Below are 20964 nucleotides of genomic sequence, written 5' to 3'. Positions count from 1 at the left end.
CGCGATGACGGCCACACTCGATTTCCTCGTGACCGATGCCCAATGGCTCGAGGTCGCCTCGGGCTCTGCGCACGTCCTGATCCAACGGCAGAGCACCAAGGCCGTGCGCGTCCACGTCGGCGCGAGCGAGCCGGCGAACGACGCGCCCGCGATCATTCTCGCCGACGATCGTCGCGAGCTTCCCCTCGATTCGCTCGCGCCGACGGACAAGGTCTTCGTCGCTGCCGTCGAGGATTACGGCCACGTCGTCGTTCTCCGGAGCTGAGACGATGGCTCTGCAATTCGGGCGCGGCGGCGCCTTCTCGCTGCGGGGGAGGCGGCTGGCATTCGGCGGCGGCGCCATGCGCCCCGACCCCTTCGCCGATCACCCCTCCGCCTCGCTGGTGATCGAAGGCGACGCGCGTCTCTTCGGTGCGCGGCCGGCGGTGTGGCTGGCGTTCCCCACGGCGTCGCTGGCGATCGACGGCGACGCCCGGCTGTTCGGTGCGCGCGACGCGCAGGAGATCCCATCATGACGGGCTACGCCAACCTCCCCGACCTGATCTCCGCGCTCGGCGGGCAGGTGATCCGCAACACCACGCGGTGGGTGTTCAACTCGGCCGGCGTCCTGGTGCCGGTCGCGCCGAACCAGATCGCCTTCGACCACGACCCGGTGACGCTCGCGCGGCGGGGCATCCCCTTCGAGCCCGCGCGGACCAATTTCGTGCGGCGGAGCGATCCGACGAGTGCTGTCCCCGGCACGCCCGGCACCTTACCCACCGGCTGGAACACCACGGGTGGCGCTGGACTGTCGCGTCAGATCGTCGGTGTCGGCACGACGCTCGGTCTCCCGTGGGTGGATGTGCGCCTGTTCGGCACCACCGAGAACAACAGCGGTATTCAGATCGCGTTCGAAGCCAACACACAGATTTCCGCCAGCGTCGGGGCGACATGGACAGCGTCGTTTTTCGCCGCGATCGCCGGCGGCTCTCTCGCGAACATCAACAACGTCAACGCTCAGATCAACGAGCGGAACACAGATGGCAGCGCAGGTGCTTCGACGACGACGTCCCTCCTCGGCGGCCTCGACGCGACCATGCGGCGGTTCTCGACGTCCCGGCAGATCACGAACGGGCCGCATGCCGTGCCGCGGCTCACGTTCGGCTACGATGCCGGCGCGGCGATCGACGTTACGGTGCGGCTCGCCCTCCCCCAGTTCACGCCCGGCGCGTTCGTGACCTCGCCCATCGTCACCACCGGCACCGCCCTCACCCGCGACGCCGACATCCTGGTCCTCCCGCTCGGCGCCTGGCACCGCCTCGAGGAATACCTCCTCTTCGCGCGCCTGACCCCGATCGCGAACGTCGCCGATGGGCTGCTGATGCAGATCTGGGACGGCGCGAGCTTCACGACGGGAGGCGGCATCCGCCTGCGCCAAGGCTCGACGCCGACGGCGACGGCGGTCGACCAGCGCGGCGCCGGCGGCGTCGATCGCGGCACGCTCGTCACCGGCAACGCCGCGGCCGGCGTGCTGCGCCGCATCGCCTATCGCCGCTCGGCCGCGGGCGCTGCGCGCCTCGTCACCTCGAGCGGCGCGGCCGTGACGGGCACGGGCGTCGACGCCTCGCCGGCCGTGTCGCAGCTACGCATCGGCGGCGGGCAGGCGGCCTTCCACCTGCGCGGGCTGCGCTTCGAGCCCGTGATCCCCACCGACGCGGCGATGGACGCGCTCGTCGCCTGAGGAGGCCGCCATGCTCGATTACATGCTCCGCTTCCCCGACGAGGACGCCGCCCGCGCGGCGCTGCCGTTCCCGGAGGAGGACACGCTGCCGGCCTCCTGGCCGTGGGGCGCGCACTCGATCGCGCCGATCTCGCTCTTCCGGCTCACCGGGCCGGCCGATCCGGAGAGCGGCGAGCCGACGGCCGAGCCCGTCGAAGGCTACTGGCTCGCCGTCTACACGCGCGACGGGGACGAGGCGCTGTGGTCGCAGCCGTACACGATGGTCGAGGCCGATCGCGCCGGCGAGGGTCCGACCCGCCTCAAGCTGGAGATCGCCGGCCTCGTCGCGGGCGTGCACGTGAGCCCGCATCCGGCGGGCGCGGCCTATCGGCTGGTGGCCTAATGCAGGGCCCACAGGATGCCGGCCCGCGCGATGCTGCGGCATTTCGCGACGGGCTGGCGGCTCTTCTGCCCACCGGCGCGGCCTGGCCGCGCGACAACGAGAGCGCCCTCATGCGCGTCGTCGCCGGGCTCGCACGGGTGTGGGCCCGTGTCGATGCGCGCGCGGCCGATCTCCTGCGCGAGGCGGACCCGCGGCAGACGGTCGAGCTGCTCGACGCGTGGGAGGGAGCCTTCGGCCTGCCCGACCCCTGCGTTGCCGAGCCGCTGACCCGCGCGGACCGCCTGCGCGCGCTCCTCCAGCGGATGACGCAGGAGGGGACGCAGGCGCTCGGCTTCTTCCAGGCGCTCGCGCGCGAGCTCGGCTACGACGTCACGATACGCGAATTCTCGCCGTTTCAGTGCGGCATCAGCCAATGCGGCGAGTGGCTCTCCCCGCGCGACCTCTGGTATGCACCCGACGGTGCGCTTCTGACCACGGAAGACGGGCGCGTGCTCGTCGACGCCAGCTTCGATTACGCCGAGGCCTACCCGACGGCCAGCCTGGTGATCGACGGCGAAGCCGGGCTCTTTGGCGCCCGCGAATCGGCCTGGCTCGTACATCCCGACGCGAGCCTCGCGATCGACGGCGACGCCCGCCTTTTCGCCGCCCGGCCGGTCGCGTCGATCGGCGAGCCGCTGCGCGTGCGAGCGCTCGACACCGGGCCCCTCGTCCGCGTGCCGCCGCGATGGGAAATCGGCCCCGCCACGATGCGCTTCTACTGGCTGGTGCGCGTACGCAACACGCGGCTCACTTGGTTCCAGGCCGGGATCGGCCAATGCGGCGTCGACCCGATGGTGCGCATCGCCGGCGCGACGGATCTCGAATGCATCCTCGCGATCCTCGGCCCTGCGCACATGCAATTGATTTTCGACTATTCACCCGAGTGAGGCAGAGCCCATGCGCTACCAGCCGCCGTTCACGCAGCAGCCGAACGGGTCGATTATCCGTGCCGAGCCCGATGCGCCCTACGTCAACGGAAATCCGGCCATCGGACAGCCGGGCTCCATCATTCCCGCAGAGGCGGTCGAGCATCCGATGCGGGAGATCGAAAACGTCATTCGGTCGGAGAATATGGAACCGACCGACGATCTTACCGAGCTGAACCAAGCAATTGAGGCGAAGATCGCCCGCTTGACGGGACAGGGTCCGTCGGAACTCTACGCTACCGTTCCGATGCTGTTGGGGCTTCCCTTCTTTCCGGAGATCCTGTCCGCGAACAACCTGATCAACATCACCTCGCCTGCCGCCGGCACGATCCTGGTGCCTTCCGGCGTGGGTTACCGCTTTCGTGGTGGTGCTCTCAATCTCAATACGTCCTCGATTCCCGAACAACAGCGCCTGTTCTCGACGCTGCAGAACAAGTCGTACCACTTGATCTGCGATCAGGGCGCGCCCTTGACCTGGATTCTCCGCGACGTCAGCGATCCGAGCTACAACCCTGATGGCCACCCGGAAGACCATCCGGCGCTCGATGCTGGTTACGGCCGGATCATCGCGGCACGTGTTCAGACGGATGGCGCGAATATCCCGACGATTACCCTCCTGCGAAATGCGCACGAGCTTTTCGTCGACGTAGGGCGCGCCACGTATCTCCAGCTCGGGAACTTCAACAACAGCCACATGGACACCCACCCCATCGGCTGGGCGCGGCGTCCTCGCAGCATCGGCCTCACGCGGCTCGTCGCTGCGCCGTCGTCGAGCCTGCGCGACATGGGCGAGCTGCAGCTCTCCCCGACGAGCATCACCCGCTACCAGATGCAGGTGACCGCCGTCGCCTCGGGCGATCCCGACGGGCCCGCCCCCTGGCGCCTGAACTACGCGCCGATTTACAATTATCGGCTTGGAGCCTGATCATGAGCGCCCCGACGCAGCCGCAGACCATTGCGGTCTCGTTCCTCGATCCGGTTCAGAACCTCCAGCGCTCGGCCATCATCCTCGTCGTGCAAGGCGGGCGCTCCTGGCGCGGCACCTTGGCTCAGGCGCTCGCCCTCGTCTCGGCCGAGGATCTCGCCGGCAAGATCGCGGCCGGCGCCGTCTCGCTCGATGTCGACGGACTCTCGGCGAATGACGTAGCCGAAGGTCTCGCCGAGCTTGGCGAGCGCCTCGGCCTCGGCGGCCTTGTCGAGGATCTCGCCCAGGCCGCGACGCTGGCGGACGCCCGGGAGGCACTCGGCATCGTTCCGGCCGCGCATTTTGTCGGCGAGGTCTTCGAACTCTGGGATCACCTCCCCGGCGTCGTCGCCCCAGCAAACGACGGGATTGCGCGCTACGTCCGGCTCACGGCGGGGCAGTCCGGCGCGGGGGGCTACAATGCGGGGCTGATCACTGGAGAGGTGGTCTCCGGCACTGCGCCGGCGATCCAGGCGACGGCGCAGATCGCCTTCGGGCCGCTCACAGGCCAGTCGATCCGGCTGATCAACACCGAGCAGGCCTTCCTGCGTCCTCGCGCAGGGCAGAGCGGCACCCGGCAGACGGATGCCCTTCAGGGGCATTGGCACCTGCTCGGCGACGCGGCCGGCAACAGTCAGACTTTCGGCACCGGGACCGGAGGCACGTCGAACACGCCGGGCAACACCACGCCGGCGGACAAGAGGACAATCACGCGAGCGATGCAGCTGACCGAAGACGGCACCAGCGGGACGCCGCGCACGGCGAGCGAGACCCGCCCCACCAACGTCGGCGTCACCGCCTATATGAGGATCGCCTGATGCCCTTCGCCGGCCCCAACACCCTCTCGACAGAGCCGCTCGAGGGCGGGATCGAGATCGACGAGGCGCAGTACCAGGCGGGCCTCGAGGCGCTCGCCGCCGGCCTACACATCTCGATCGAGAACGGGTTCGCGATCGTCGACCCGCCACCCCCCGCCGAGGCCCCGCCGCCTCCGCCGCCCACCCTGGAGCAGCGCCGCGATCAGCGCCGCGACGAGGTCCGCGCCAGACGCTGGGCGGTGGAGATGGGCGGCGTCGAGATCGCACCGGGGGTGATCGTCCGCACCGACGAGGGCTCTCAGGCGAAGATCACCGGCGCCGTCCAGCTCTTCGGGGCCGATCCAACGCTCGAGGCGATCGACTGGGAAGCGCAGCCGGGCGTATGGACGACGATCGACCGCGAGACGGTGACGGCGATCGGGATCGCCGTCGGCCGGCACGTCCAAGCGGCGTTCTCGCGCTCAAGAGCCCTTCACGAAGCCATCGCGGCCGCGCCGGATATCGAGACGCTCGAGGCGATCGACATCGAGACCGGCTGGTCGTGAGATCCGAGGTTGCGACCGCTCTATTGGTGGCGCCTTTCAGTAATGATCAACTTACCGCGCGTTAGCATCGTAAGAGTGCCGAGCACTATGGAGCCCGCGGCCCAGAAGAAAATCAGCATCCCAGTGCCGAGTGTTCCTCCAATCGCGGCGCCGGCTCGTTCTGCATCATTTCGCAAAGTTCCAGCCATCTCTCCTAGCTGTGCCCAGTACGAGAACAGCCAAAACGCCATAAGCAGGTTGAATAGGATAAATGTCCACTTCACCAGCTTTCCCATCAAGCTACGTTTCCGTATCTGCGTCTGAACTATCGTCGTCGCAGTCATCATTATTCTCCAATGAATCCGTGAGAGCGAGCTGCGCGGCGAATCTGAGTGCAGTGAGCGGTCTTCGCTGATGCGCTCATCCCTTCGAGATTAAACCTCGCCCCCTCAGCCATCATGTTGAGCGTAGATGGGAAGCTCATGTCGTCCGCTGCGACCTTGCCCTCGATGAACCTCTCGATGGCAGCTTGATCGTAGCTCAGGCCGCATGCCTCCTCCGAGCCGAGCATGTTGCCCAGTTCGGTGGCGAGTTGCATCGATCGGAAATCGCTAGCGGCGGCTGGCGTCGCGATCGCGAGCGCTGCAGCAAGAACAAGACGCATTTCAAGCCCTCCCAAATTGCGTCTTCGATCAAGCCACATGAAGTCGCCTGCGGCAAGGCTCGTGTTCCAAGACACGGTGCCGAGAGCGGCTTTGCTCAAGGAGCCGACGATGATCCCGAACGAATGGATGCCTGCGGTCCCGATGGTCCGCATTCACTGGCATTGGACCGCCGGCAACCTCGTCCCGAGTGACGGCGACCGGCGCGCCTATCACTTCCTGATTGACGGGAGCGGCGCCGTCGTGCGGGGCGTGCCGTCGATCGCGGCGAACAGCGGCGCGCTCAAGGCCGGCTATGCGGCGCACACGCGCGCCGCGAACACGGGCGCGATCGGCGTCGCCGTATGCGGCATGGCCGGCGCCGTCGAGTCGCCCTTCAACGCCGGCCGCGCGCCGATCAACGCCGAGCAGATCGAGACGCTCATCGCCGTCTCGCGCGTCCTCGGCCAGCGATACCGCATCCCGGTCTCGCGCCGTACCATGCTCTCGCACGCCGAGGTGCAGCCGACCCTCGGCATCGCGCAGAGCGGCAAGTGGGATTTCACGCGGCTGCCGTCGCTCCCCGATCTGCGCGGCGCGCACGCGATCGGCGACTATCTGCGCGCGCGCATCGGAGAGACCGTCCCCATGACCGAGCCCGCCCCCCCGCTGCCGCCGCAGCCCGCTGCGCCCTTGCCCGTGCCCGCCGGCGCGAAGGGCGTCGTCAACGCGCCGTCGACCCTCAACGTCCGGCGCGAGCCGAACGTCAATTCCGAGCGGATCGGGGGCCTGCCGAACGGCACGCGCATCGAGATCATCGGCGCCCAGGCACCCTGGCTGCAGATGCGCTCGCCGGCCGGCCACGTCGGATGGGTCCACGGGACCTATGTCGACATCGTCGACGGGCCTCCGGCGACCGAGCCGACGACGCCGAGCCCCCTGCGCGCGGCGGCGCAGCGCCTGCGCGATCTCGCCGACGAGCTCGAGGCGTCGATCGCCTGATGCCGCCTCACCTGGCCTTCGTCCTGTTCTGGCCTGCGGTCCTCGCCGGCACCGCCCGCCTGCTTCTCTCGCCGGCGTCATGGAGGCTCACATGCCCGCCGCCCTCTTCGCCGCCCTCGCTCCCGCGATCCTCGGCGCCCTCGCGTTCCTCGCCCTCGTCGTGATCGCGCTGGTCTCTCTGCTGGCGCCGGCGCTCGCGCAGGACGGGACGACCGTCGACCTGTCGCCCCTGATCCTCGGCCTGATGCCCTATGTGTCGGAGGTCGTGATCGCGCTCGTCGGCCTCGTCGTCGTGCCCCTGCTCCTGCGCGCCCTGCGCTGGGTCGGTCTCGAGATAGACCGCGAGCGCCGCGACGCCCTCAACGCCGCGCTCGAGCGCGCGGTCGCGTTCGGCATGTCGAAGGCCGAGGAGCACGCCCTGCGCATGGGCGGCCGCGCCGTCGACGTGAAGCATCACGCGGCGGCGGCCGCGCTCCGCTACGCGATGGACTCGACGCCGGCGGCGATCGCGCATTTCGGCCTCACGCCCGAGCGCCTGCGCGAAATGATCGAGGCGCGCTTCGCCCTGACGCCCTTCGAGAAGCAGCTCGTCGAGGAGACGCGCGAGGAGCGGCGGGCGTGACGGTCTGGGGCGAGATCCTGGCGCTGATCGCGGCCGCCGTCCGCGACTTCTTCCTCCGCCGAGGCGAGCAGGATCAGCGCCGGGCTGACGCACAGGATCTCGGCGCAGCCCGCGCCGAGATCGCGACCCGGAAGACGATCAAGGAGACCCGCGATGCCGTCGAGGCCGCTCGCAATCGTGACCGCATTGACGACGCTGATCTTGCTCTCCGCATGCGGGAGCGTGCACGTCTCGCCGAGGCCCGTCGTCTCGGGGGAGGGGGCTGAGATCGCCCGCGCCCTCGCGCGCGTCTGCCCGGCGACGACGGACGCCGTCCGCACGCCGGCCGACATCGAGGACGCGGCCGTCGCGATCGAGACGATCGCCCATCCCGGCGTCCGCGTCCTCGCGCAGGAGGTGGACCGCTTCAACGACGAGAGCGACGCCTGTCGCGGAAGGGCAGCGCGTAGATGACCGTTCCGGGGGTACTGCAGTCGGAGCCGGTGACCTGGGGTATGGTGTCCCTCGTCGTCGGCATCATTACGATCGCGATCGCGATAGTGCTCTACATCGTGCGCATGCGCGATCTCGAGCGGACCGCGCGGACCGCCGACGTCGCCGCCCTGCGCACCGAGCTGATGGTCGAACTCGGGAAGGCGAAGACGGCGGCCTATGGGGCTCGGGACGACCTGCGAGCGTTCGAGCTGCGCGTCGCGCAGCAATATGTGTCCCACGAGCTGCTGACGAGCGTCCGCGGGGACATCGGAACTGTGCGAGAGGAGGTGCGAGGCGTGCGGGACCTTCTTGTAGAGGTGATCCGCGAGCAGAGGCCCGCGCCGCGGGCGGGAGGCCGCCGCGAGGCAGGATGAGGCCGGCGAAAAAGCCCGCCGGGTTCTACCCGGCGGGCAAGTCCGGGGTTTTCACAGCACCAAGCCAAGGTGCGCCTGCCAATTAGAGCTGCCTGGTTAATGGCGAATGAATCACGACACACGCAATCGTGCACCTGACGCATATCAGCCGCTGTGATCTGCGCCGCCTTCTCTTGTTCGGAGGGCCTGAGTGTCTCTGCGGCGCCCTTTGCGGCTGAGCCCCTGCGCGAAAGAGACAGCTGCAATCGGGTTCGAAAAAGTCAACGGTGTGGACCGAGCACCGCCGACGACACGGCGAACCTGCCACCTTCCATTCTTGGGCTTCACTAAGATGCATCTACGCATGTAAAGCCCCGCTCGGCTATGGGGGCAATAACCTAGTTCTTGCGGAGGCTGTTCCCAGGGCAAACATCGAGGTCATGGTCTCAAACTCGTCTGAGGACGGCTGCATCAGCCCTTCCGCATCAGTCGACGTAGAAGATCGCGTCGCGGTCCCTCTTGTGCTGGTCAGCCAGCTAGACGAGTGCCGCCAGCGCTGCCCGCCGTGCCTCGCTCGGCAGATCGGCGAGGATCGACGAGGCGAGGGCGATCTCGTCGAAAGCCGTCCTCTGCTCTCGATCGAGCGGCTGCGTCCGCAGCTCGGCGAACGCGTCGAAGAGCATGAGGTCGATGTTGCGGGAGCGGATCATGAGCATGCGCGACGTTGCAGCTCGTCCACTCAAGCCGCGCGGAAACGCAGCGCGAACAAAGCCCCATCGTGTGTGGGGGATCGGCTGTATCGGGCCTCCGCTACCACCGAAAACCCACTCTCGCATGTCCTGACGTCGCGCGCCGACGGCGCCCGCGCTCCAGCGTCAGGGCCGTTCCGTCTCCCGCGGCGAGGCGGACGCCTCCTCGTCCGCGAGGCTGCGCCGAACGTGTTCGGCATAGCTCGGGATGGCGACGATCTCGACGATGATCGCCGCGAAGACGAGGAGTGCGATCGGATCCATGACGGTCTCCGGGGTTGGGGGCTGCCTGCCGGTCTCCTTGGCCGGGCCGGTCTCCTGGGCCGGGCGAGAAGCGCGGAGAACGCCGAACGGCCGCAGACGTTCACCTGCGGAAGCGGCCACCCCCTGCCGCAGCGTCGCACGGGCGATCGCTTTACCCCGTCGGCTCCCGCGACTAAGCTTCCCCCGTCTTGCGCAGAAAGGCGGATCGGCATGTCTTGGATCGCGTCGTCGCATATGGCCCGCAGGGGCGTGGCCGGAGGTAAGCCGAACGATTGCCACAGGCTCGGCGAGGCCGATCAGGGCACCTTCCACTACGTCTACGGGCCCTATTCCACGCCGGTGCTGCGCGTGCGCCCGGGCGACGTGATCGAGGTCGAGACGCTCGACGCCTTCGGCGGCGCGGTGAAGACGGAGAGCGATCTGCCCTCCAAGGTCCTGAACATGCCCTACGTCAACCCGCAGAACGGGCCGATCGCGGTCGAAGGCGCGCAGAAGGGCGACGTGCTCTGCGTGCACCTCCGCTCGATCCTGCCGCGCGGGCCGCAGCCGGCGGGCACCACCGCGCTCATCCCCGAATTCGGCGGCCTCGTCGCCACCCCGCAGACGGCGATGCTCAACAAGCCGATCCCCGAGCGCGTGAAGAAGATGGAGGTGACGCCCGAGGGCGTGCGCTTCTCCGACACGATCACGCTGCCCTACGAGCCCTTCGTCGGCACGATCGGCGTGAGCCCCGAGATCGAGGCGGTGTCCTCCCTGCAGCCCGATTACTGGGGCGGCAACATGGACCTGCCGGACGCCGCGCCCGGCGCGGTGCTCTACTTCCCCGTCCAGCGCGAGGGCGCGCATCTCTTCATCGGCGATTGCCACGGCCGCCAGGGCGATGGCGAATTGTGCGGCGTCGCCGTCGAGATGCCCGCGACCGTCGTCTTCCAGGTGGATCTGATCAAAGGCTGGTCGATCCCCGGCGTGCGCCTCGAGACGGACGACTTCATCATGGCGATCGGCAGTGCCCGCCCGATGGAGGACGCCGCGCGCATGGCCTATCGCGACCTCATCCGCTGGATGGTGGAGGATTACGGCTTCGAGGAATCGGAGGCCTATTTCCTCTGCACCCAGGCCGGCCGGGTGCGCGTCGGCAACATGGTCGATCCGAAATACACGCTCGGCGCCTCCATGCGGAAGGCGTGGCTCGGCTGAGCGCGGCACGTCGAGGGGGAATTCGCGATGGATCTCGGTCTTGCGGGCCTGAAGGCCCTCGTCACCGGCGGCACGAAGGGCATCGGGCGCCAATGCGCGGAGATCCTCGCGGCGGAGGGCGCGCACGTGGCCGTGTGCGCGCGCACGCAAGCGGGCGTCGACGAGACGGTGGCGAGCCTCGAGGCGAAGGGTGTCACCGCCTTCGGCCGCGCCTTCGACGTCGCCGACAAGGACGCGCTCGAGGCCTGGGTCGCCGATGCGGCGCAGGCGCTCGGCGGCGTCGACATCGTGATCGGCAACGTCTCGGCGCTCGACGTCGGCGAGGGCGAGAGCTCGTGGGAGGCGGAGTTCCGCACCGACATGATGCACTCCGTGCGTCTCGTGAACGCCGCGCTGCCGCATCTCGAGCGATCGAGCGCCGCCTCGATCACGCTGATCTCCAGCGTCTCGGGGCGCGAGGTGGATTTCACGGGGGCCGCCTACGGCGTGTTCAAGGCGGCGCTCGTGCGCTACGCCCAGGACCTCGCCTTCAAGCTCGCGCCGAAGGCGATCCGCGCCAACACCGTCTCGCCCGGCAACACCTATTTCGAGGGCGGCATCTGGCAGTGGATCGAGACGAACAATGCCGAGCTCTTCGCCAAGGCGCTCGCGCTCAACCCGACGGGGCGGATGGCCAAGCCCGAGGAGATCGCCCGCGGCGTCGTCTTCCTCGCGAGCCCGGCCTCGAGCTTCACGACGGGCACCAACCTCGTCATCGACGGCGCCCTCACCCGCGGCGTCCAGCTCTGAGCGCCTGTAAAGTCATCTCCTCTTCCTCGACGCCGTCATTCCGGGGCGCGAAGCGAGCCCGGAACCCAGACTCCCGACGTCGGACGAGCAGCCTGTAGGCTGCGTCCCGATGCATATCCATTGCCCTGACCGGCCGAGCGAGCGCGCATGCGCGCTCGACCAACCGTTGGGGTTCTGGATTCCGGGCTCGCTGCGCGCCCCGGAATGACGGGGCGGGGATGGACCGATCTCCTCCGAGCGCCGCTCGGACTAGGCTCACCCCGTCCCGTCGCCGCGCAGGAAATCCGCGAAGGCCGCTTCGTAATCCGGGTGCCAGCGCGACAGAGCCGGTCGGTTCTCGACGATGTCGCCCGCGGCCCAGGCGATCCGCTTCTCGTCGAGGGCGCGATCGACCTCGTTGTCGGGGCACAGAACGTAGAAATCCCCCGCCGCGATCCGCTCGATCATGAAGGCGACCGTCTCCTCGGGCGTCCAGGCGCCTGCGGGCTTCTCGGTGCGTCCGCGCGCGGTCAGATCGGTGAACACGAAGCCGGGGACGAGGAGATGCGCGCCGATGCGGCAGCCGGGCGTCCGCCGCAGCTCGTGCGCGAGCTGCTCCGCGAAGACCTTCACCCCCGCCTTCGAGATGTTGTAGGCGGGGTCGCCCGGGGGCGTGGTGATGCCCTGCTTCGAGCCCGTGACGACGATCAGGCCGTCGCGACCGCCCGCGATCATCGCCGGCGCGAAGGCCCTCACCGTGTCGATCACGCCCCAGAGGTTCACCGCGAGAACCCGCTCCCAGGCCGCGCGATCGCCGAACAGCGCGCTCCCCGGCTGAATGCCGGCATTGGCCATGAGGAGATCGACCCCGCCGAAGCGGCGTCCCACCTCCTGCGCCAGCGCGTCGAGATCGGCCGGGCGGGTCACGTCGAGAACGCGGGCGAGCACGTCTCCGGGTTCGCGGGCCGCCTCCCGCAGGGCCGCCTCGGCCGCGGCGATCTTGTCCGCATCGGCATCGACGATCGCGACGCGCATCCCGCTCTGCGCGAAGGCGCGCGCGGCGGCGAGGCCGATGCCGCCCGCACCGCCGGTCACGAGGGCGACGCGGCCTTGCGTCATCACGGGATGGGTCATGCGCCTGTCCTCCTCGAGCGCCGATCGCGATCGCCGCTCAGTCTGGCGCGGACGGTGGCGACATCAAGGCCCGCCCGCTTTCGCCCCGCCGCCCTTTCCCCGCCGCGCCCGGTCGCATAAATCACGGGGCATGAGCGACGAGCCGCGAATCGCAGACCAGCCCGAGCCCGACACCGCCCCCGGCTTCGCCGAGGATTCGGAGGGCACGCGCGCCGCCTTCGATTTCGAGACGCCGGCGGAACTCGCGGCGGGGATGGGCGTGATCCGCCGGTTCTGGCAGACGCTTCCGGGCGCGCCGGGCGTCTACCGGATGATCGATGCCGCCGGCGAGGTGCTCTATGTCGGCAAGGCGAAGAACCTCAAGAGCCGGGTCGGCTCCTACGCCCGCGGCTACGCGCATTCGAACCGCATCGCGCGGATGATCGCCGAGACGGCGGCGATGGAATTCGTCACGACGCAGACCGAGACCGAGGCGCTGCTGCTCGAGACGAACCTGATCAAGCAGCTCAAGCCGCGCTACAACGTGCTTTTGCGCGACGACAAGTCGCTTCCCTACATCCTGGTGACCGAGGACGCCGCGCGTGCGCCCCAGCTCGTCAAGCATCGCGGCGCGCGCAACCGCAAGGGCGCCTATTTCGGCCCCTTCGCGAGCGTCTGGGCCGTCAACCGCACCATGACGGCGCTCCAGCGCGCCTTCCTCTTGCGCACCTGCTCGGACAGCTATTTCGACAACCGCACGCGGCCCTGCCTGCTCTTCCAGATCAAGCGCTGCGCCGGCCCCTGCACCGGCGAGATCGCGGCCGACGCCTATGCCGCGCTCGCGCGCGAGGCGAGCGATTTCCTCGCCGGGCGCTCGGTCGCGGTGAAGGAGCGGCTCGCGGCCGAGATGCAGGATGCGGCGGCGGCCTGGGAGTTCGAGCGCGCCGCGCGCTATCGCGACCGCCTGGCCGCGCTCTCGGCCATCCAGGGCGCGCAGGGCATCAACGTGCAGGGCGTCGAGGAAGCGGACGTCATCGCCATCGACGAGCAGGCGGGCGCCTTCTGCGTGGAGGTGTTCTTCTTCCGCAATTTCCAGAACTGGGGCAACCGCGCCTATTTCCCCAAGGCCGACCGGTCGATCTCGGTGCCGGACGTGCTCGCCTCCTTCGTGACCCTGTTCTACGCCGACAAGCCGCCGCCGCGCCTCCTCCTCCTCTCGCACGAGATCGAGGAGGCGGACCTCGTCGCCAAGGCGCTGAGCATTCGCGCCGGCCACAAGGTCGAGGTGCTCGCGCCCAAGCGCGGCGAGAAGCGCGCCATGGTCGAGAGCGCCTTGCGCAACGCCCGCGAGGCGCTCGGCCGGCGCCTCGCCGAACGCTCGTCGCAGACGAAGCTGATGGACGCGCTCGCCCAGGGCTTCGGGCTCGCGAAGAGCCCGCGGCGGGTCGAGGTCTACGACAATTCGCACATCATGGGCACGAACGCGGTCGGCGCGATGATCGTGGCGGGCCTCTCGGGCTTCATGCGCCAGCACTACCGCACCTTCAACATCAAGTCCGAGGAGCTGACGCCGGGCGACGATTTCGGGATGATGAAGGAGGTCTTGGGCCGCCGCTTCGCCCGCCTCGTCAAGGAGCACCCGGACCGCGCCGCGCGCCAAGTGCCCGCGGCCGACGCGGAGATCCCCGCGGCCGCGCAGGAGATCGAGGACGCGCATCTCGCCGACGAGCCGGACACCGACGAGGCGGAGGAGGCCGTGCTGGAGGCCGCCGCGGCGGACGAGGAATTCCCCGCCTGGCCCGATCTCGTGCTGATCGACGGCGGCCAGGGCCAGGTCGCGGCCGCGCGCGCGGCGCTCGCGGAGATCGGCGTCACCGACGTGCCGGTGGTCGGCATCGCCAAGGGGCGCGATCGCGACGCGGGGCGCGAGACCTTCTTCGTCGAGGGCCGCGCGCCCTTCAAGCTGCCGCCGCGCGACCCGGCGCTCTATTTCATCCAGCGGCTGCGCGACGAGGCCCACCGCTTCGCCATCGGCGCCCACCGCGCCAAGCGCAAGCGCGCGATGGCGGCGAACCCCCTCGACGAGATCGCCGGCATCGGCCCCGCCCGCAAACGCGCCCTCCTCCACCATTTCGGCACCGTGAAGGCGATCTCGCGCGCCGCGCTCGAGGATCTGATGAAGACGCCCGGAGTGAACGCCGCGACCGCGAAGGCGGTGTACGACCATTTTCAGGGCGGGGGGTGAGGGTGATCACGACGGCGCCGCATTCGCACGTGCATTGACGCGCCCGCACCGGACGTGCTCTCTCCACCGCAGGAGACCCCCGCGGCAGGCTTCATGGCTCGATCGAATTTCTACTCCTTCCCGAACCTCCTGACCTACGGGCGCTGCCTTGCGGTGCCGCTCGTCGTCGTGCTCCTGTTCTGGCCGGACGAGCACTGGGCGCGCTGGTGGGCGCTCGGGATCTATGTGGCGGCGGCGATCACGGATTATTTCGACGGCTATCTCGCCCGCGCCTGGGATCAGCAATCCGCGCTCGGGCGCATGCTCGATCCGATCGCCGACAAGCTCCTCGTCGCCGCCGTGCTCCTGATGCTGGTCGCGGACGCGACGATCTACGGCTGGCACATCTGGGCGGCGATCATCATCTTGCTGCGCGAGATCCTGGTCTCGGGCCTGCGCGAGTTCCTGGCCGAGCTGAAGGTCTCGGTTCCGGTCTCGAAAGTGGCCAAATACAAGACGACGCTGCAGCTCGTGGCGCTCGGCTTCCTGGTCGCGGGGCCGGCGGGGAACGTGGTGTTCCCGTGGACGACGCTCGTCGGGCTCGTTCTGTTGTGGATCGCGGCGGTGCTGACGCTCTACACGGGCTACGACTACATGCGCGCAGGCATGCGCTATCTCGTCGACGAGGAATGAGGCCATGGCGGTGCGGCTCGTCTATTTCGCCTGGGTGCGCGAGCGGATCGGCAAGACCGACGAGACGGTGGACCTGCCCGGCGACGTGCGCACGGTGGCCGACCTCATCGCCCATCTGAAGACGCGCGGCGAGGAATACGCCTACGCCTTCGAGAACGCGCGCGTGATCCGCGTCGCGATCGACCAGGTCCACGTCAAGCACGAGGCCGAGATCGGGGACGCGCGCGAGATCGCCTTCTTCCCGCCGATGACGGGGGGCTGAGCGATGGCGGTCGCTCCGGTGGTGCGCATCCAGGCGCAAGCCTTCGACCTCGCGGCGGAGATCCGCGCGATGGCGGAGGGCCGGCGCGACATCGGCGGGATCGTCTCCTTCACCGGCCTGTGCCGCGACGAGGGCGGGCGGCTCGCGGCGCTCGAGCTCGAGCATTATCCCGGCATGGCCGAGCGCGAGATCGGCCGCGTCGCGGAGGAGGCCGCCGCGCGCTGGCCGCTGATGGGGCTCCTCGCGATCCACCGTTACGGCCTGATCCGCCCGGGCGAGGACATCGTCCTCGTGATCGCCGCCGCCGCCCATCGCCGCGCGGCCTTCGAGGCGGCGGACTACCTCATGGACTTCCTCAAGACCCGCGCCCCCTTCTGGAAGCGCGAGCACCTCGCCGACGGGACGATCGGCGGCTGGGTCGAGGCGAAGGCGCAGGACGACGCCGACGCCGCCCGCTGGGGGTGACCGGGCGGACCCTCGGCGCAGAGGCTCCCGTGTCGCGATGTCCTCAGAACGGCAGCCGCTCGCGGCCGCCCCCCTCCTCGACGAGGACCAACCGCTCGCCGATCGCGAGGGCGCCCGGCGCCTCGACCTCGGCATAGATCCCGCAATCGGAATGGCCGTAGGCCTGGAGGAGCGTCTTCGGGATGGCGAGGTCGCGCTGCCCCGTATCCGGATCGACATTGGTCGCGGCACACCGCACCGTGCGCTCGCGGATGCGCAGGCGCAGGCCGGACGGCGCCTCGAGCGCCCTGCCGACCAGATCGAGCTCGGCGAAAGGGGCGAGCCCGTCGAGCTCCACGTTCATGCGAAAGCGCCGCGGATCGACCGGCGCGCCGAGCCGTTCTTCGAGCGCCGCGAGGCTCGCGCGGTTGAGAATCGAGACGTAGGGGTGCGGCGCGTCCGTGAAGCGGAAGCCCTCCGGCGCGACGAGCACGCGCGGCGGCCCGCGCAGCGCGTCGCCGAGGAAGCCGATCAGAAAGCCTTCGATCTCGGCCCGGCCCTCGGGGGTCGCGAGATCGCCCTCGGCCACGACGCGCCCGCCCTCCGACAGGACGAGCGTTCCGGTCTCGTCGTCGTAGCGCGTCGCGAGGCGCGCCAGGGCCTCGATGCGGGCGAGCGTGAGATAGACGACCTTCGGCCGATGGACCGGCGCGGCCGGATCGAAGCCCGTCGGCCCGTTCTCGACGGCGAACAGCCGATCGCCCGGGAAATAGGCGCCCGCCGCGAGGTCGACGCGCTGGAGCGGCTCCGGGGTGAAGCTCTTGACCGGGTGGCGGTTGAGGGCGGCGACGCGCATCGGGGCCTCGGCGAGTGCGGGAGGATGTCTTCGTAAAGAGTGGTTACCCTCCTGTCGCAAGAGCCGCCCCGCTCCGCAAGGGGGCGGCGGCGATCGAGGCCGAACCGGCGCCCTCAGCGCGCGAACGGCGCCCGCCCCTCGGCGAAACCCGGATCGACGAGATCGAGCCGCCGCTCGACCCGATCGAGCCGCTGGTCCATGCGGTCGAGTTTCTGGAGCACGACGGCGTTCTGTTGCTCGATGACGCCGATCCGCTGCTCGATGACGCCCACGCGCCCGGTGAGCTCGTCCAAACGCGCGCCGATCCTGTCGACGCGCTCGTCGAATTGGCGCAGATAGCGAAGCACCGGATTGTCCGGCTCGTTCATCGCTCGTCTCCCCGGTAGGAAGCCCGCCCCTCGGCGAAACCGGGATCGACGAGATCGAGCCGCCGCTCGACCCGGTCGAGCCGACCATCCATCCGGTCGAGCTTCTGGAGCACGACGGCGTTCTGCTGCTCGATGACGCCGATCCGCTGCTCGAGCACGCCGACGCGCCCGGTGAGCTCGCTCACGCGCTCGCCGATCACGCGGACCTCGCCGCGGATCTCGCGCAGCATCGGGATGATCAGGCTCTGAACTTCGCTCACATGCGCTCCCCCCGCTCGGCGGCCCGGGGAGAACGTTAGCGGAACTGCGTCGCCTTGTCGACGAAAAAGAGCGCGGACATTGACGTCCGCGCTCCATAGAACTCACAGATGTGCGGGCCGATCAGGCCGCCTGGGCCTGCTGCTGCTCCGCCGGGAGCGCCGCCTTGGCCTTCTCGACGAGGGCCGCGAAGGCCGCGGGCTCGTGGATGGCGATGTCGGACAAAACCTTGCGATCGACGACGATGCCGGCCTTGTTGAGGCCGTCGATGAAGCGCGAATAGGTCAGGCCGTGCTCGCGGACCGCGGCATTGAGCCGCTGGATCCAGAGCGCGCGGAAGGTGCGCTTCTTCGCCTTGCGATCGCGATAGGCGTATTGCATCGCGCGATCGACGGCCGCCTTGGCGGCGCGGATCGTGTTCTTGCGGCGGCCGTAGAAGCCCTTGGCGGCCTTCAGGACCTTCTTGTGCTTGGCGTGCGAGGTGACGCCGCGCTTGACGCGAGCCATGGTCTAGATCTCCGTGATTTCGGTACCGGCGAGCGCGACGGCTCAGGAATAGGGCAGGAAGTAGCGCTTGACGAACTTCGCATCGCCCTCGAACATCACGGCGGTGCCGCGCTGATTGCGGATCTGCTTGTTCGAACGCTTGATCATCCCGTGCTGCTTGCCCTGCTGCGTACGGATGACCTTGCCGGTCCCGGAGATCTTGAAGCGCTTCTTGGCGCCCGATTTGGTCTTCATCTTGGGCATTTCGCTCTTCTCCTGATCGCGCGTCGCCAGCGGAGGCTCTCGCCCCCCTGATGCACGCCTTGTTGCTGCTGCGAGCAAATCGACCCGCCACGGCAGCCCTTGAAAAGCCGGGCGGACCGGTCGAGGCCGGGCTTATGACAGAAGCCCGCCCGATTGGCAAGGCCGCGCGAGGGGCTCGGGAACCCGCGGGCGGGCCGTCTCCTTGACCTCGCAGCACCCACCACGCGAGGAGAACGCCGATGACAGACACCGATCGCGACCGCGAGCGCCCCGCCAAGGAGCCGACCCACGCCCCCGGCGAGGACGCCCTGCCGGGGCGCGGGCCGGGTCCCAAGCCCTATCCCGTGAACGATCCGCGCTTCGGCGATCCCGCCGCGCAGCCCGGCGCGGAGCCAGACCTCGTCCCCGGCAAGCCCGCGGGCAACCCGCCGACCTTCTGAGGCCGTTGCGCGCGCCTCCTCGCGATGGCATGCAGGCACGGCAGGCGAGGCATTGCAGGAGGCGCGCGTGACGAGACCCGCCCGGCCGGGGCGCGATGCGTTCGCGACCTTCCGGCCGATCCAGACCCGCTGGGCCGACAACGACGTCTACCGGCACGTCAACAACGTCGTCTATTACGGCTATTTCGACACGGCCGTGAACGGCTGGCTGATCGAGAAGGACCTGCTCGTGCCCGGCGAGAGCCCGGTCTACGGGATCGTCGTCGAGACCGGCTGCACCTTCTTCGAGAGCGTCGCCTTTCCGCAGGCGCTCGAGGCGGGCATCGCGGTCGCGCGGCTCGGCGAGACCTCCGTCACCTACGCGATCGGGATCTTTCGCGCGGGCGGGGCGCTCGCCTGCGCGGCCGGGCGCTTCACGCACGTCTATGTCGACGGCGCGACGCAGCGCCCGACGCGCATTCCCGAGCCGGTGCGCGCGGCGCTCGAGGGGCTCGCCGTTCCCTGATCAGCGCTCGTCCTCGGCGGCGCGCCGCGCCGCCTCGCGGATCTCGCGGGCGATCATCGCGGCGACGTTGCGGTCGAGCGGCGGGCGGTTCATGGAAGGCGTGCCCGACAGGCCCGGCGGCGGCATGCCGGGAAGGCCCGAGAGGCCGGAGATCATGCCGAGCGAGAGCGGCGAGAAGCTCGGCCGCTCGATGATCACCCCCTCCTCGAGCGCCGCCTCGCGCTCCCACTCGTCGAGGCACAGCCGGCACAGCTCGGCGAGCAGCATCATGTCCTCGTTCGAGAGGTCGGACAGGTTCAGCCGCTGCATGATGTGATCCATCATGCCGGCGAGCTTCTGGTCCTCGGTGAGGTCCGCGCGCGGGGCGTAGAGCGCCTCCGCCTCGTGCATGACGACGTTCAGCGTCCCTTCCTCGACGCCGAGCCGGCTCGCGGTCTCCGTCAGGAGACGGTCGAATTCCGAGCCCGGCCCGCGCGTCGAAGCGCCGCCGCCATGCGCGTTCCCGCCGACCTGCCCGACGCCGTGCGCGTGATTGTGGCCGTGACCGTGTCCGATGCCGTTCGCCATGGCTCGTCTCTCCTTCTCGTCTCGTCCGAAACTCAATCGCGCGCGCGCGCGCCGCAGCAGCTCCCCGCGGGCCGCGCGGTCCGCTCCTCCGAGGCGGGCTGCGGCGCCGAGCGCGCGTCGTTCGCGGCCGGCGCGAGGCCTGTGAGCATGTGGCTCTGCGCGCGCGCATGGAGCGCGGCCGCGTCCTCGACCGGCGCCTGCGCGGCCGATGCCAGGGCTCCCTCGTAGAGGGCTTCGAGCTCCGCGCGGTCGTAGCCGAAGATGCGGCGCAGAGACTCGTCGGCGATCTGGGGCCGATCGCGGATATGCGCGATGAGCCGACGCATGACCTTGGCCTTGATCCGATCACGAATGACCGGGTGCAGATCCTCGATCGTCTCCACGCGGATCATAGACGTCTCCATCGCGCGCCGTCCGCGCGCCCTCGCCGATGCATGGATGTAAGAGTTCCGGCGATGCGCCCTGGAGTCAAGCGCGGAGGCAATGCCTGGATGCAATAAACCGATCGTTAACCTTGACTCGGCAGCGACATGATATCGCACGTGCGCCTATTTCATGCACAAATGTCATCAAATCTTGGATCAAGACAACGTATCGATCAGCGCCGATATCAATGGCTCATCGGCAGGCGGCATCGGATATTCCCGGAGCGCCGTCGGCCGCACCCATTTGAGCGCCTGGTGCTCGCGGGCGTGCACGAAGCCTTCCCAGCGGCGGCAGATGTAGAGCGGCATCAGGAGGTGGAAGTCGGGATAGGCGTGGCTCGCGAAGGTGAGCGGCGCGAGGCAGGCTTCCTTCGTGACGATGCCGAGTTCCTCCTGCAATTCGCGGATGAGCGTCTCTTCCGGCCGCTCGCCGGGCTCGACCTTGCCGCCGGGGAATTCCCAAAGGCCGGCGAGCGCCTTGCCCTCGGGACGCTGGGCGATCAGGACGCGATGGTCGGCATCGACGAGGGCGACGGCGACGACGAGGAGGAGCTTCACGCGCGGCGACCTTTCGCGGGAGGGCGACACCCGCTCCATAGCCGAGACGCGCGCGCGC

At 69.2% G+C, this 20964-nt stretch carries 33 protein-coding genes; 21 read left to right on the top strand and 12 right to left on the bottom strand.

Annotated features, from left to right (window positions below; genetic code table 11):
- Window positions 1-4 precede the first annotated feature (4 nt).
- The 8 genes from ACK4UM_RS04670 to ACK4UM_RS04635 are packed head-to-tail and all read left to right on the top strand — an operon-like array spanning window position 5 to window position 5394.
- The gene (locus ACK4UM_RS04670; protein ID WP_409796325.1) at window positions 5-265 is read left to right on the top strand and encodes a hypothetical protein; all 261 of its coding nucleotides are present in this window, start codon (window positions 5-7) and stop codon (window positions 263-265) included.
- Between the two features lie 4 nt (window positions 266-269).
- Window positions 270-515, top strand: coding sequence for a hypothetical protein (locus tag ACK4UM_RS04665; RefSeq protein WP_409796322.1), 246 nt, complete (start codon window positions 270-272; stop codon window positions 513-515).
- Window positions 512-1720 carry a hypothetical protein gene (locus tag ACK4UM_RS04660; protein WP_409796319.1) on the top strand — a complete coding sequence of 403 codons (1209 nt, stop codon included), beginning with the start codon at window positions 512-514 and terminating at the stop codon, window positions 1718-1720. Before ACK4UM_RS04665 ends, ACK4UM_RS04660 begins: the two co-directional genes overlap by 4 nt.
- A 10-nt stretch (window positions 1721-1730) precedes the next feature.
- Window positions 1731-2102, top strand: a complete 372-nt coding sequence (locus tag ACK4UM_RS04655) for a hypothetical protein (RefSeq protein WP_409796316.1) — start codon at window positions 1731-1733, stop codon at window positions 2100-2102.
- Window positions 2102-3028, top strand: coding sequence for a putative phage tail protein (locus ACK4UM_RS04650; protein WP_409796313.1), 927 nt, complete (start codon window positions 2102-2104; stop codon window positions 3026-3028). The genes ACK4UM_RS04655 and ACK4UM_RS04650 overlap by 1 nt, the downstream gene beginning before the upstream one ends.
- A gap of 10 nt (window positions 3029-3038) precedes the next feature.
- Window positions 3039-3992: a hypothetical protein gene (locus ACK4UM_RS04645; protein WP_409796310.1), complete on the top strand. Its 954-nt coding sequence runs from the start codon at window positions 3039-3041 to the stop codon at window positions 3990-3992.
- Between the two features lie 2 nt (window positions 3993-3994).
- Window positions 3995-4849: a hypothetical protein gene (locus ACK4UM_RS04640; RefSeq protein WP_409796307.1), complete on the top strand. Its 855-nt coding sequence runs from the start codon at window positions 3995-3997 to the stop codon at window positions 4847-4849.
- Window positions 4849-5394 (top strand): DUF4376 domain-containing protein, encoded by a 546-nt coding sequence (locus ACK4UM_RS04635; protein WP_409796304.1) that lies wholly within the window; start codon window positions 4849-4851, stop codon window positions 5392-5394. Before ACK4UM_RS04640 ends, ACK4UM_RS04635 begins: the two co-directional genes overlap by 1 nt.
- Before the next feature lie 325 nt (window positions 5395-5719).
- Here ACK4UM_RS04635 and ACK4UM_RS04630 read toward each other — a convergent pair whose 3' ends face one another.
- On the bottom strand, window positions 5720-6190 hold the full coding sequence (locus ACK4UM_RS04630) for a hypothetical protein (RefSeq protein WP_409796301.1): 471 nt from the start codon (window positions 6188-6190) through the stop codon (window positions 5720-5722).
- Between ACK4UM_RS04630 and ACK4UM_RS04625 the strand changes: the two genes are divergently transcribed.
- From ACK4UM_RS04625 to ACK4UM_RS04605, 5 genes are all read left to right on the top strand, one after another.
- Window positions 6180-7016 (top strand): SH3 domain-containing protein, encoded by an 837-nt coding sequence (locus tag ACK4UM_RS04625; RefSeq protein ID WP_409796298.1) that lies wholly within the window; start codon window positions 6180-6182, stop codon window positions 7014-7016. The two genes, ACK4UM_RS04630 and ACK4UM_RS04625, sit on opposite strands and share 11 nt — an antisense overlap.
- A gap of 91 nt (window positions 7017-7107) precedes the next feature.
- Window positions 7108-7638: a hypothetical protein gene (locus tag ACK4UM_RS04620; protein ID WP_409796295.1), complete on the top strand. Its 531-nt coding sequence runs from the start codon at window positions 7108-7110 to the stop codon at window positions 7636-7638.
- Entirely contained in the window at window positions 7635-7904 is a 270-nt protein-coding gene (locus ACK4UM_RS04615; RefSeq protein WP_409796292.1) for a hypothetical protein, read from the top strand. Before ACK4UM_RS04620 ends, ACK4UM_RS04615 begins: the two co-directional genes overlap by 4 nt.
- Window positions 7861-8091, top strand: a complete 231-nt coding sequence (locus tag ACK4UM_RS04610) for a hypothetical protein (protein ID WP_409796289.1) — start codon at window positions 7861-7863, stop codon at window positions 8089-8091. The genes ACK4UM_RS04615 and ACK4UM_RS04610 overlap by 44 nt, the downstream gene beginning before the upstream one ends.
- Complete coding sequence (locus ACK4UM_RS04605) at window positions 8088-8486, top strand: hypothetical protein (RefSeq protein WP_409796286.1); 399 nt, start codon at window positions 8088-8090, stop codon at window positions 8484-8486. The genes ACK4UM_RS04610 and ACK4UM_RS04605 overlap by 4 nt, the downstream gene beginning before the upstream one ends.
- 515 nt (window positions 8487-9001) lie before the next feature.
- Here the strand turns inward: ACK4UM_RS04605 and ACK4UM_RS04600 are convergent.
- Both ACK4UM_RS04600 and ACK4UM_RS04595 read right to left on the bottom strand, forming a co-directional pair.
- Window positions 9002-9181, bottom strand: a complete 180-nt coding sequence (locus ACK4UM_RS04600; protein WP_409796284.1) for a hypothetical protein — start codon at window positions 9179-9181, stop codon at window positions 9002-9004.
- Between the two features lie 159 nt (window positions 9182-9340).
- Window positions 9341-9478, bottom strand: a complete 138-nt coding sequence (locus tag ACK4UM_RS04595) for a hypothetical protein (protein ID WP_409796281.1) — start codon at window positions 9476-9478, stop codon at window positions 9341-9343.
- A 210-nt stretch (window positions 9479-9688) separates the two neighbouring features.
- Between ACK4UM_RS04595 and ACK4UM_RS04590 the strand changes: the two genes are divergently transcribed.
- Window positions 9689-10675 (top strand): acetamidase/formamidase family protein, encoded by a 987-nt coding sequence (locus tag ACK4UM_RS04590; protein ID WP_409796279.1) that lies wholly within the window; start codon window positions 9689-9691, stop codon window positions 10673-10675.
- Between the two features lie 27 nt (window positions 10676-10702).
- Entirely contained in the window at window positions 10703-11464 is a 762-nt protein-coding gene (locus ACK4UM_RS04585) for an SDR family NAD(P)-dependent oxidoreductase (RefSeq protein WP_409796276.1), read from the top strand.
- Between the two features lie 255 nt (window positions 11465-11719).
- On the opposite strand, the gene ACK4UM_RS04580 is transcribed toward ACK4UM_RS04585, so the two are convergent.
- On the bottom strand, window positions 11720-12577 hold the full coding sequence (locus ACK4UM_RS04580) for an SDR family NAD(P)-dependent oxidoreductase (RefSeq protein ID WP_409796273.1): 858 nt from the start codon (window positions 12575-12577) through the stop codon (window positions 11720-11722).
- A 130-nt stretch (window positions 12578-12707) separates the two neighbouring features.
- On the opposite strand from ACK4UM_RS04580, the gene uvrC reads away from it, so the two are divergent.
- The 4 genes from uvrC to ACK4UM_RS04560 all read left to right on the top strand — a co-directional run bounded on the left by uvrC (window position 12708) and on the right by ACK4UM_RS04560 (window position 16200).
- A complete protein-coding gene (gene uvrC, locus ACK4UM_RS04575; RefSeq protein WP_409796270.1) occupies window positions 12708-14801 on the top strand; it encodes an excinuclease ABC subunit UvrC in 2094 nt (697 codons plus the stop codon).
- Between the two features lie 93 nt (window positions 14802-14894).
- Window positions 14895-15473, top strand: coding sequence for a CDP-diacylglycerol--glycerol-3-phosphate 3-phosphatidyltransferase (pgsA, locus tag ACK4UM_RS04570; protein ID WP_409796267.1), 579 nt, complete (start codon window positions 14895-14897; stop codon window positions 15471-15473).
- A gap of 4 nt (window positions 15474-15477) precedes the next feature.
- Window positions 15478-15735: a molybdopterin converting factor subunit 1 gene (gene moaD, locus ACK4UM_RS04565; RefSeq protein ID WP_409796264.1), complete on the top strand. Its 258-nt coding sequence runs from the start codon at window positions 15478-15480 to the stop codon at window positions 15733-15735.
- A gap of 3 nt (window positions 15736-15738) precedes the next feature.
- Window positions 15739-16200, top strand: coding sequence for a molybdenum cofactor biosynthesis protein MoaE (locus ACK4UM_RS04560; RefSeq protein WP_409796261.1), 462 nt, complete (start codon window positions 15739-15741; stop codon window positions 16198-16200).
- Window positions 16201-16243: 43 nt separating this feature from the next.
- Here the strand turns inward: ACK4UM_RS04560 and ACK4UM_RS04555 are convergent, their stop codons facing one another.
- From ACK4UM_RS04555 to rpmI, 5 genes are all read right to left on the bottom strand, one after another.
- A complete protein-coding gene (locus ACK4UM_RS04555) occupies window positions 16244-17035 on the bottom strand; it encodes an MOSC domain-containing protein (protein WP_409796258.1) in 792 nt (263 codons plus the stop codon).
- A gap of 113 nt (window positions 17036-17148) precedes the next feature.
- A complete protein-coding gene (locus ACK4UM_RS04550; RefSeq protein ID WP_409796255.1) occupies window positions 17149-17403 on the bottom strand; it encodes a hypothetical protein in 255 nt (84 codons plus the stop codon).
- Entirely contained in the window at window positions 17400-17663 is a 264-nt protein-coding gene (locus ACK4UM_RS04545) for a hypothetical protein (protein WP_409796252.1), read from the bottom strand. Before ACK4UM_RS04545 ends, ACK4UM_RS04550 begins: the two co-directional genes overlap by 4 nt.
- 121 nt (window positions 17664-17784) lie before the next feature.
- Complete coding sequence (gene rplT, locus ACK4UM_RS04540; RefSeq protein ID WP_409796249.1) at window positions 17785-18168, bottom strand: 50S ribosomal protein L20; 384 nt, start codon at window positions 18166-18168, stop codon at window positions 17785-17787.
- 42 nt (window positions 18169-18210) lie between these two features.
- Window positions 18211-18411 (bottom strand): 50S ribosomal protein L35, encoded by a 201-nt coding sequence (rpmI, locus tag ACK4UM_RS04535; RefSeq protein ID WP_409796246.1) that lies wholly within the window; start codon window positions 18409-18411, stop codon window positions 18211-18213.
- A gap of 239 nt (window positions 18412-18650) precedes the next feature.
- On the opposite strand from rpmI, the gene ACK4UM_RS04530 reads away from it, so the two are divergent.
- Together ACK4UM_RS04530 and ACK4UM_RS04525 are read left to right on the top strand one after the other, a co-directional pair.
- The gene (locus tag ACK4UM_RS04530) at window positions 18651-18851 is read left to right on the top strand and encodes a hypothetical protein (protein ID WP_409796243.1); all 201 of its coding nucleotides are present in this window, start codon (window positions 18651-18653) and stop codon (window positions 18849-18851) included.
- A gap of 67 nt (window positions 18852-18918) precedes the next feature.
- Window positions 18919-19356 carry an acyl-CoA thioesterase gene (locus tag ACK4UM_RS04525; RefSeq protein ID WP_409796240.1) on the top strand — a complete coding sequence of 146 codons (438 nt, stop codon included), beginning with the start codon at window positions 18919-18921 and terminating at the stop codon, window positions 19354-19356.
- Here the strand turns inward: ACK4UM_RS04525 and ACK4UM_RS04520 are convergent, their stop codons facing one another.
- The 3 genes from ACK4UM_RS04520 to mutT all read right to left on the bottom strand — a co-directional run bounded on the left by ACK4UM_RS04520 (window position 19357) and on the right by mutT (window position 20945).
- A complete protein-coding gene (locus tag ACK4UM_RS04520; protein ID WP_409796237.1) occupies window positions 19357-19923 on the bottom strand; it encodes a DUF1244 domain-containing protein in 567 nt (188 codons plus the stop codon). It abuts the gene before it with no gap.
- A 32-nt stretch (window positions 19924-19955) separates the two neighbouring features.
- Window positions 19956-20315: a hypothetical protein gene (locus ACK4UM_RS04515; protein WP_409796234.1), complete on the bottom strand. Its 360-nt coding sequence runs from the start codon at window positions 20313-20315 to the stop codon at window positions 19956-19958.
- 189 nt (window positions 20316-20504) lie between these two features.
- Window positions 20505-20945 carry an 8-oxo-dGTP diphosphatase MutT gene (mutT, locus tag ACK4UM_RS04510; protein WP_409796434.1) on the bottom strand — a complete coding sequence of 147 codons (441 nt, stop codon included), beginning with the start codon at window positions 20943-20945 and terminating at the stop codon, window positions 20505-20507.
- Window positions 20946-20964: the final 19 nt, after the last annotated feature.

This window comes from Salinarimonas sp. (assembly GCF_046292825.1).
In the GTDB taxonomy this organism is placed as follows: Bacteria; Pseudomonadota; Alphaproteobacteria; order Rhizobiales; family Beijerinckiaceae; genus Salinarimonas.
Note: the sequence above shows the minus strand (reverse complement) of the source record. Positions and strands in the feature narration are given on the sequence as shown.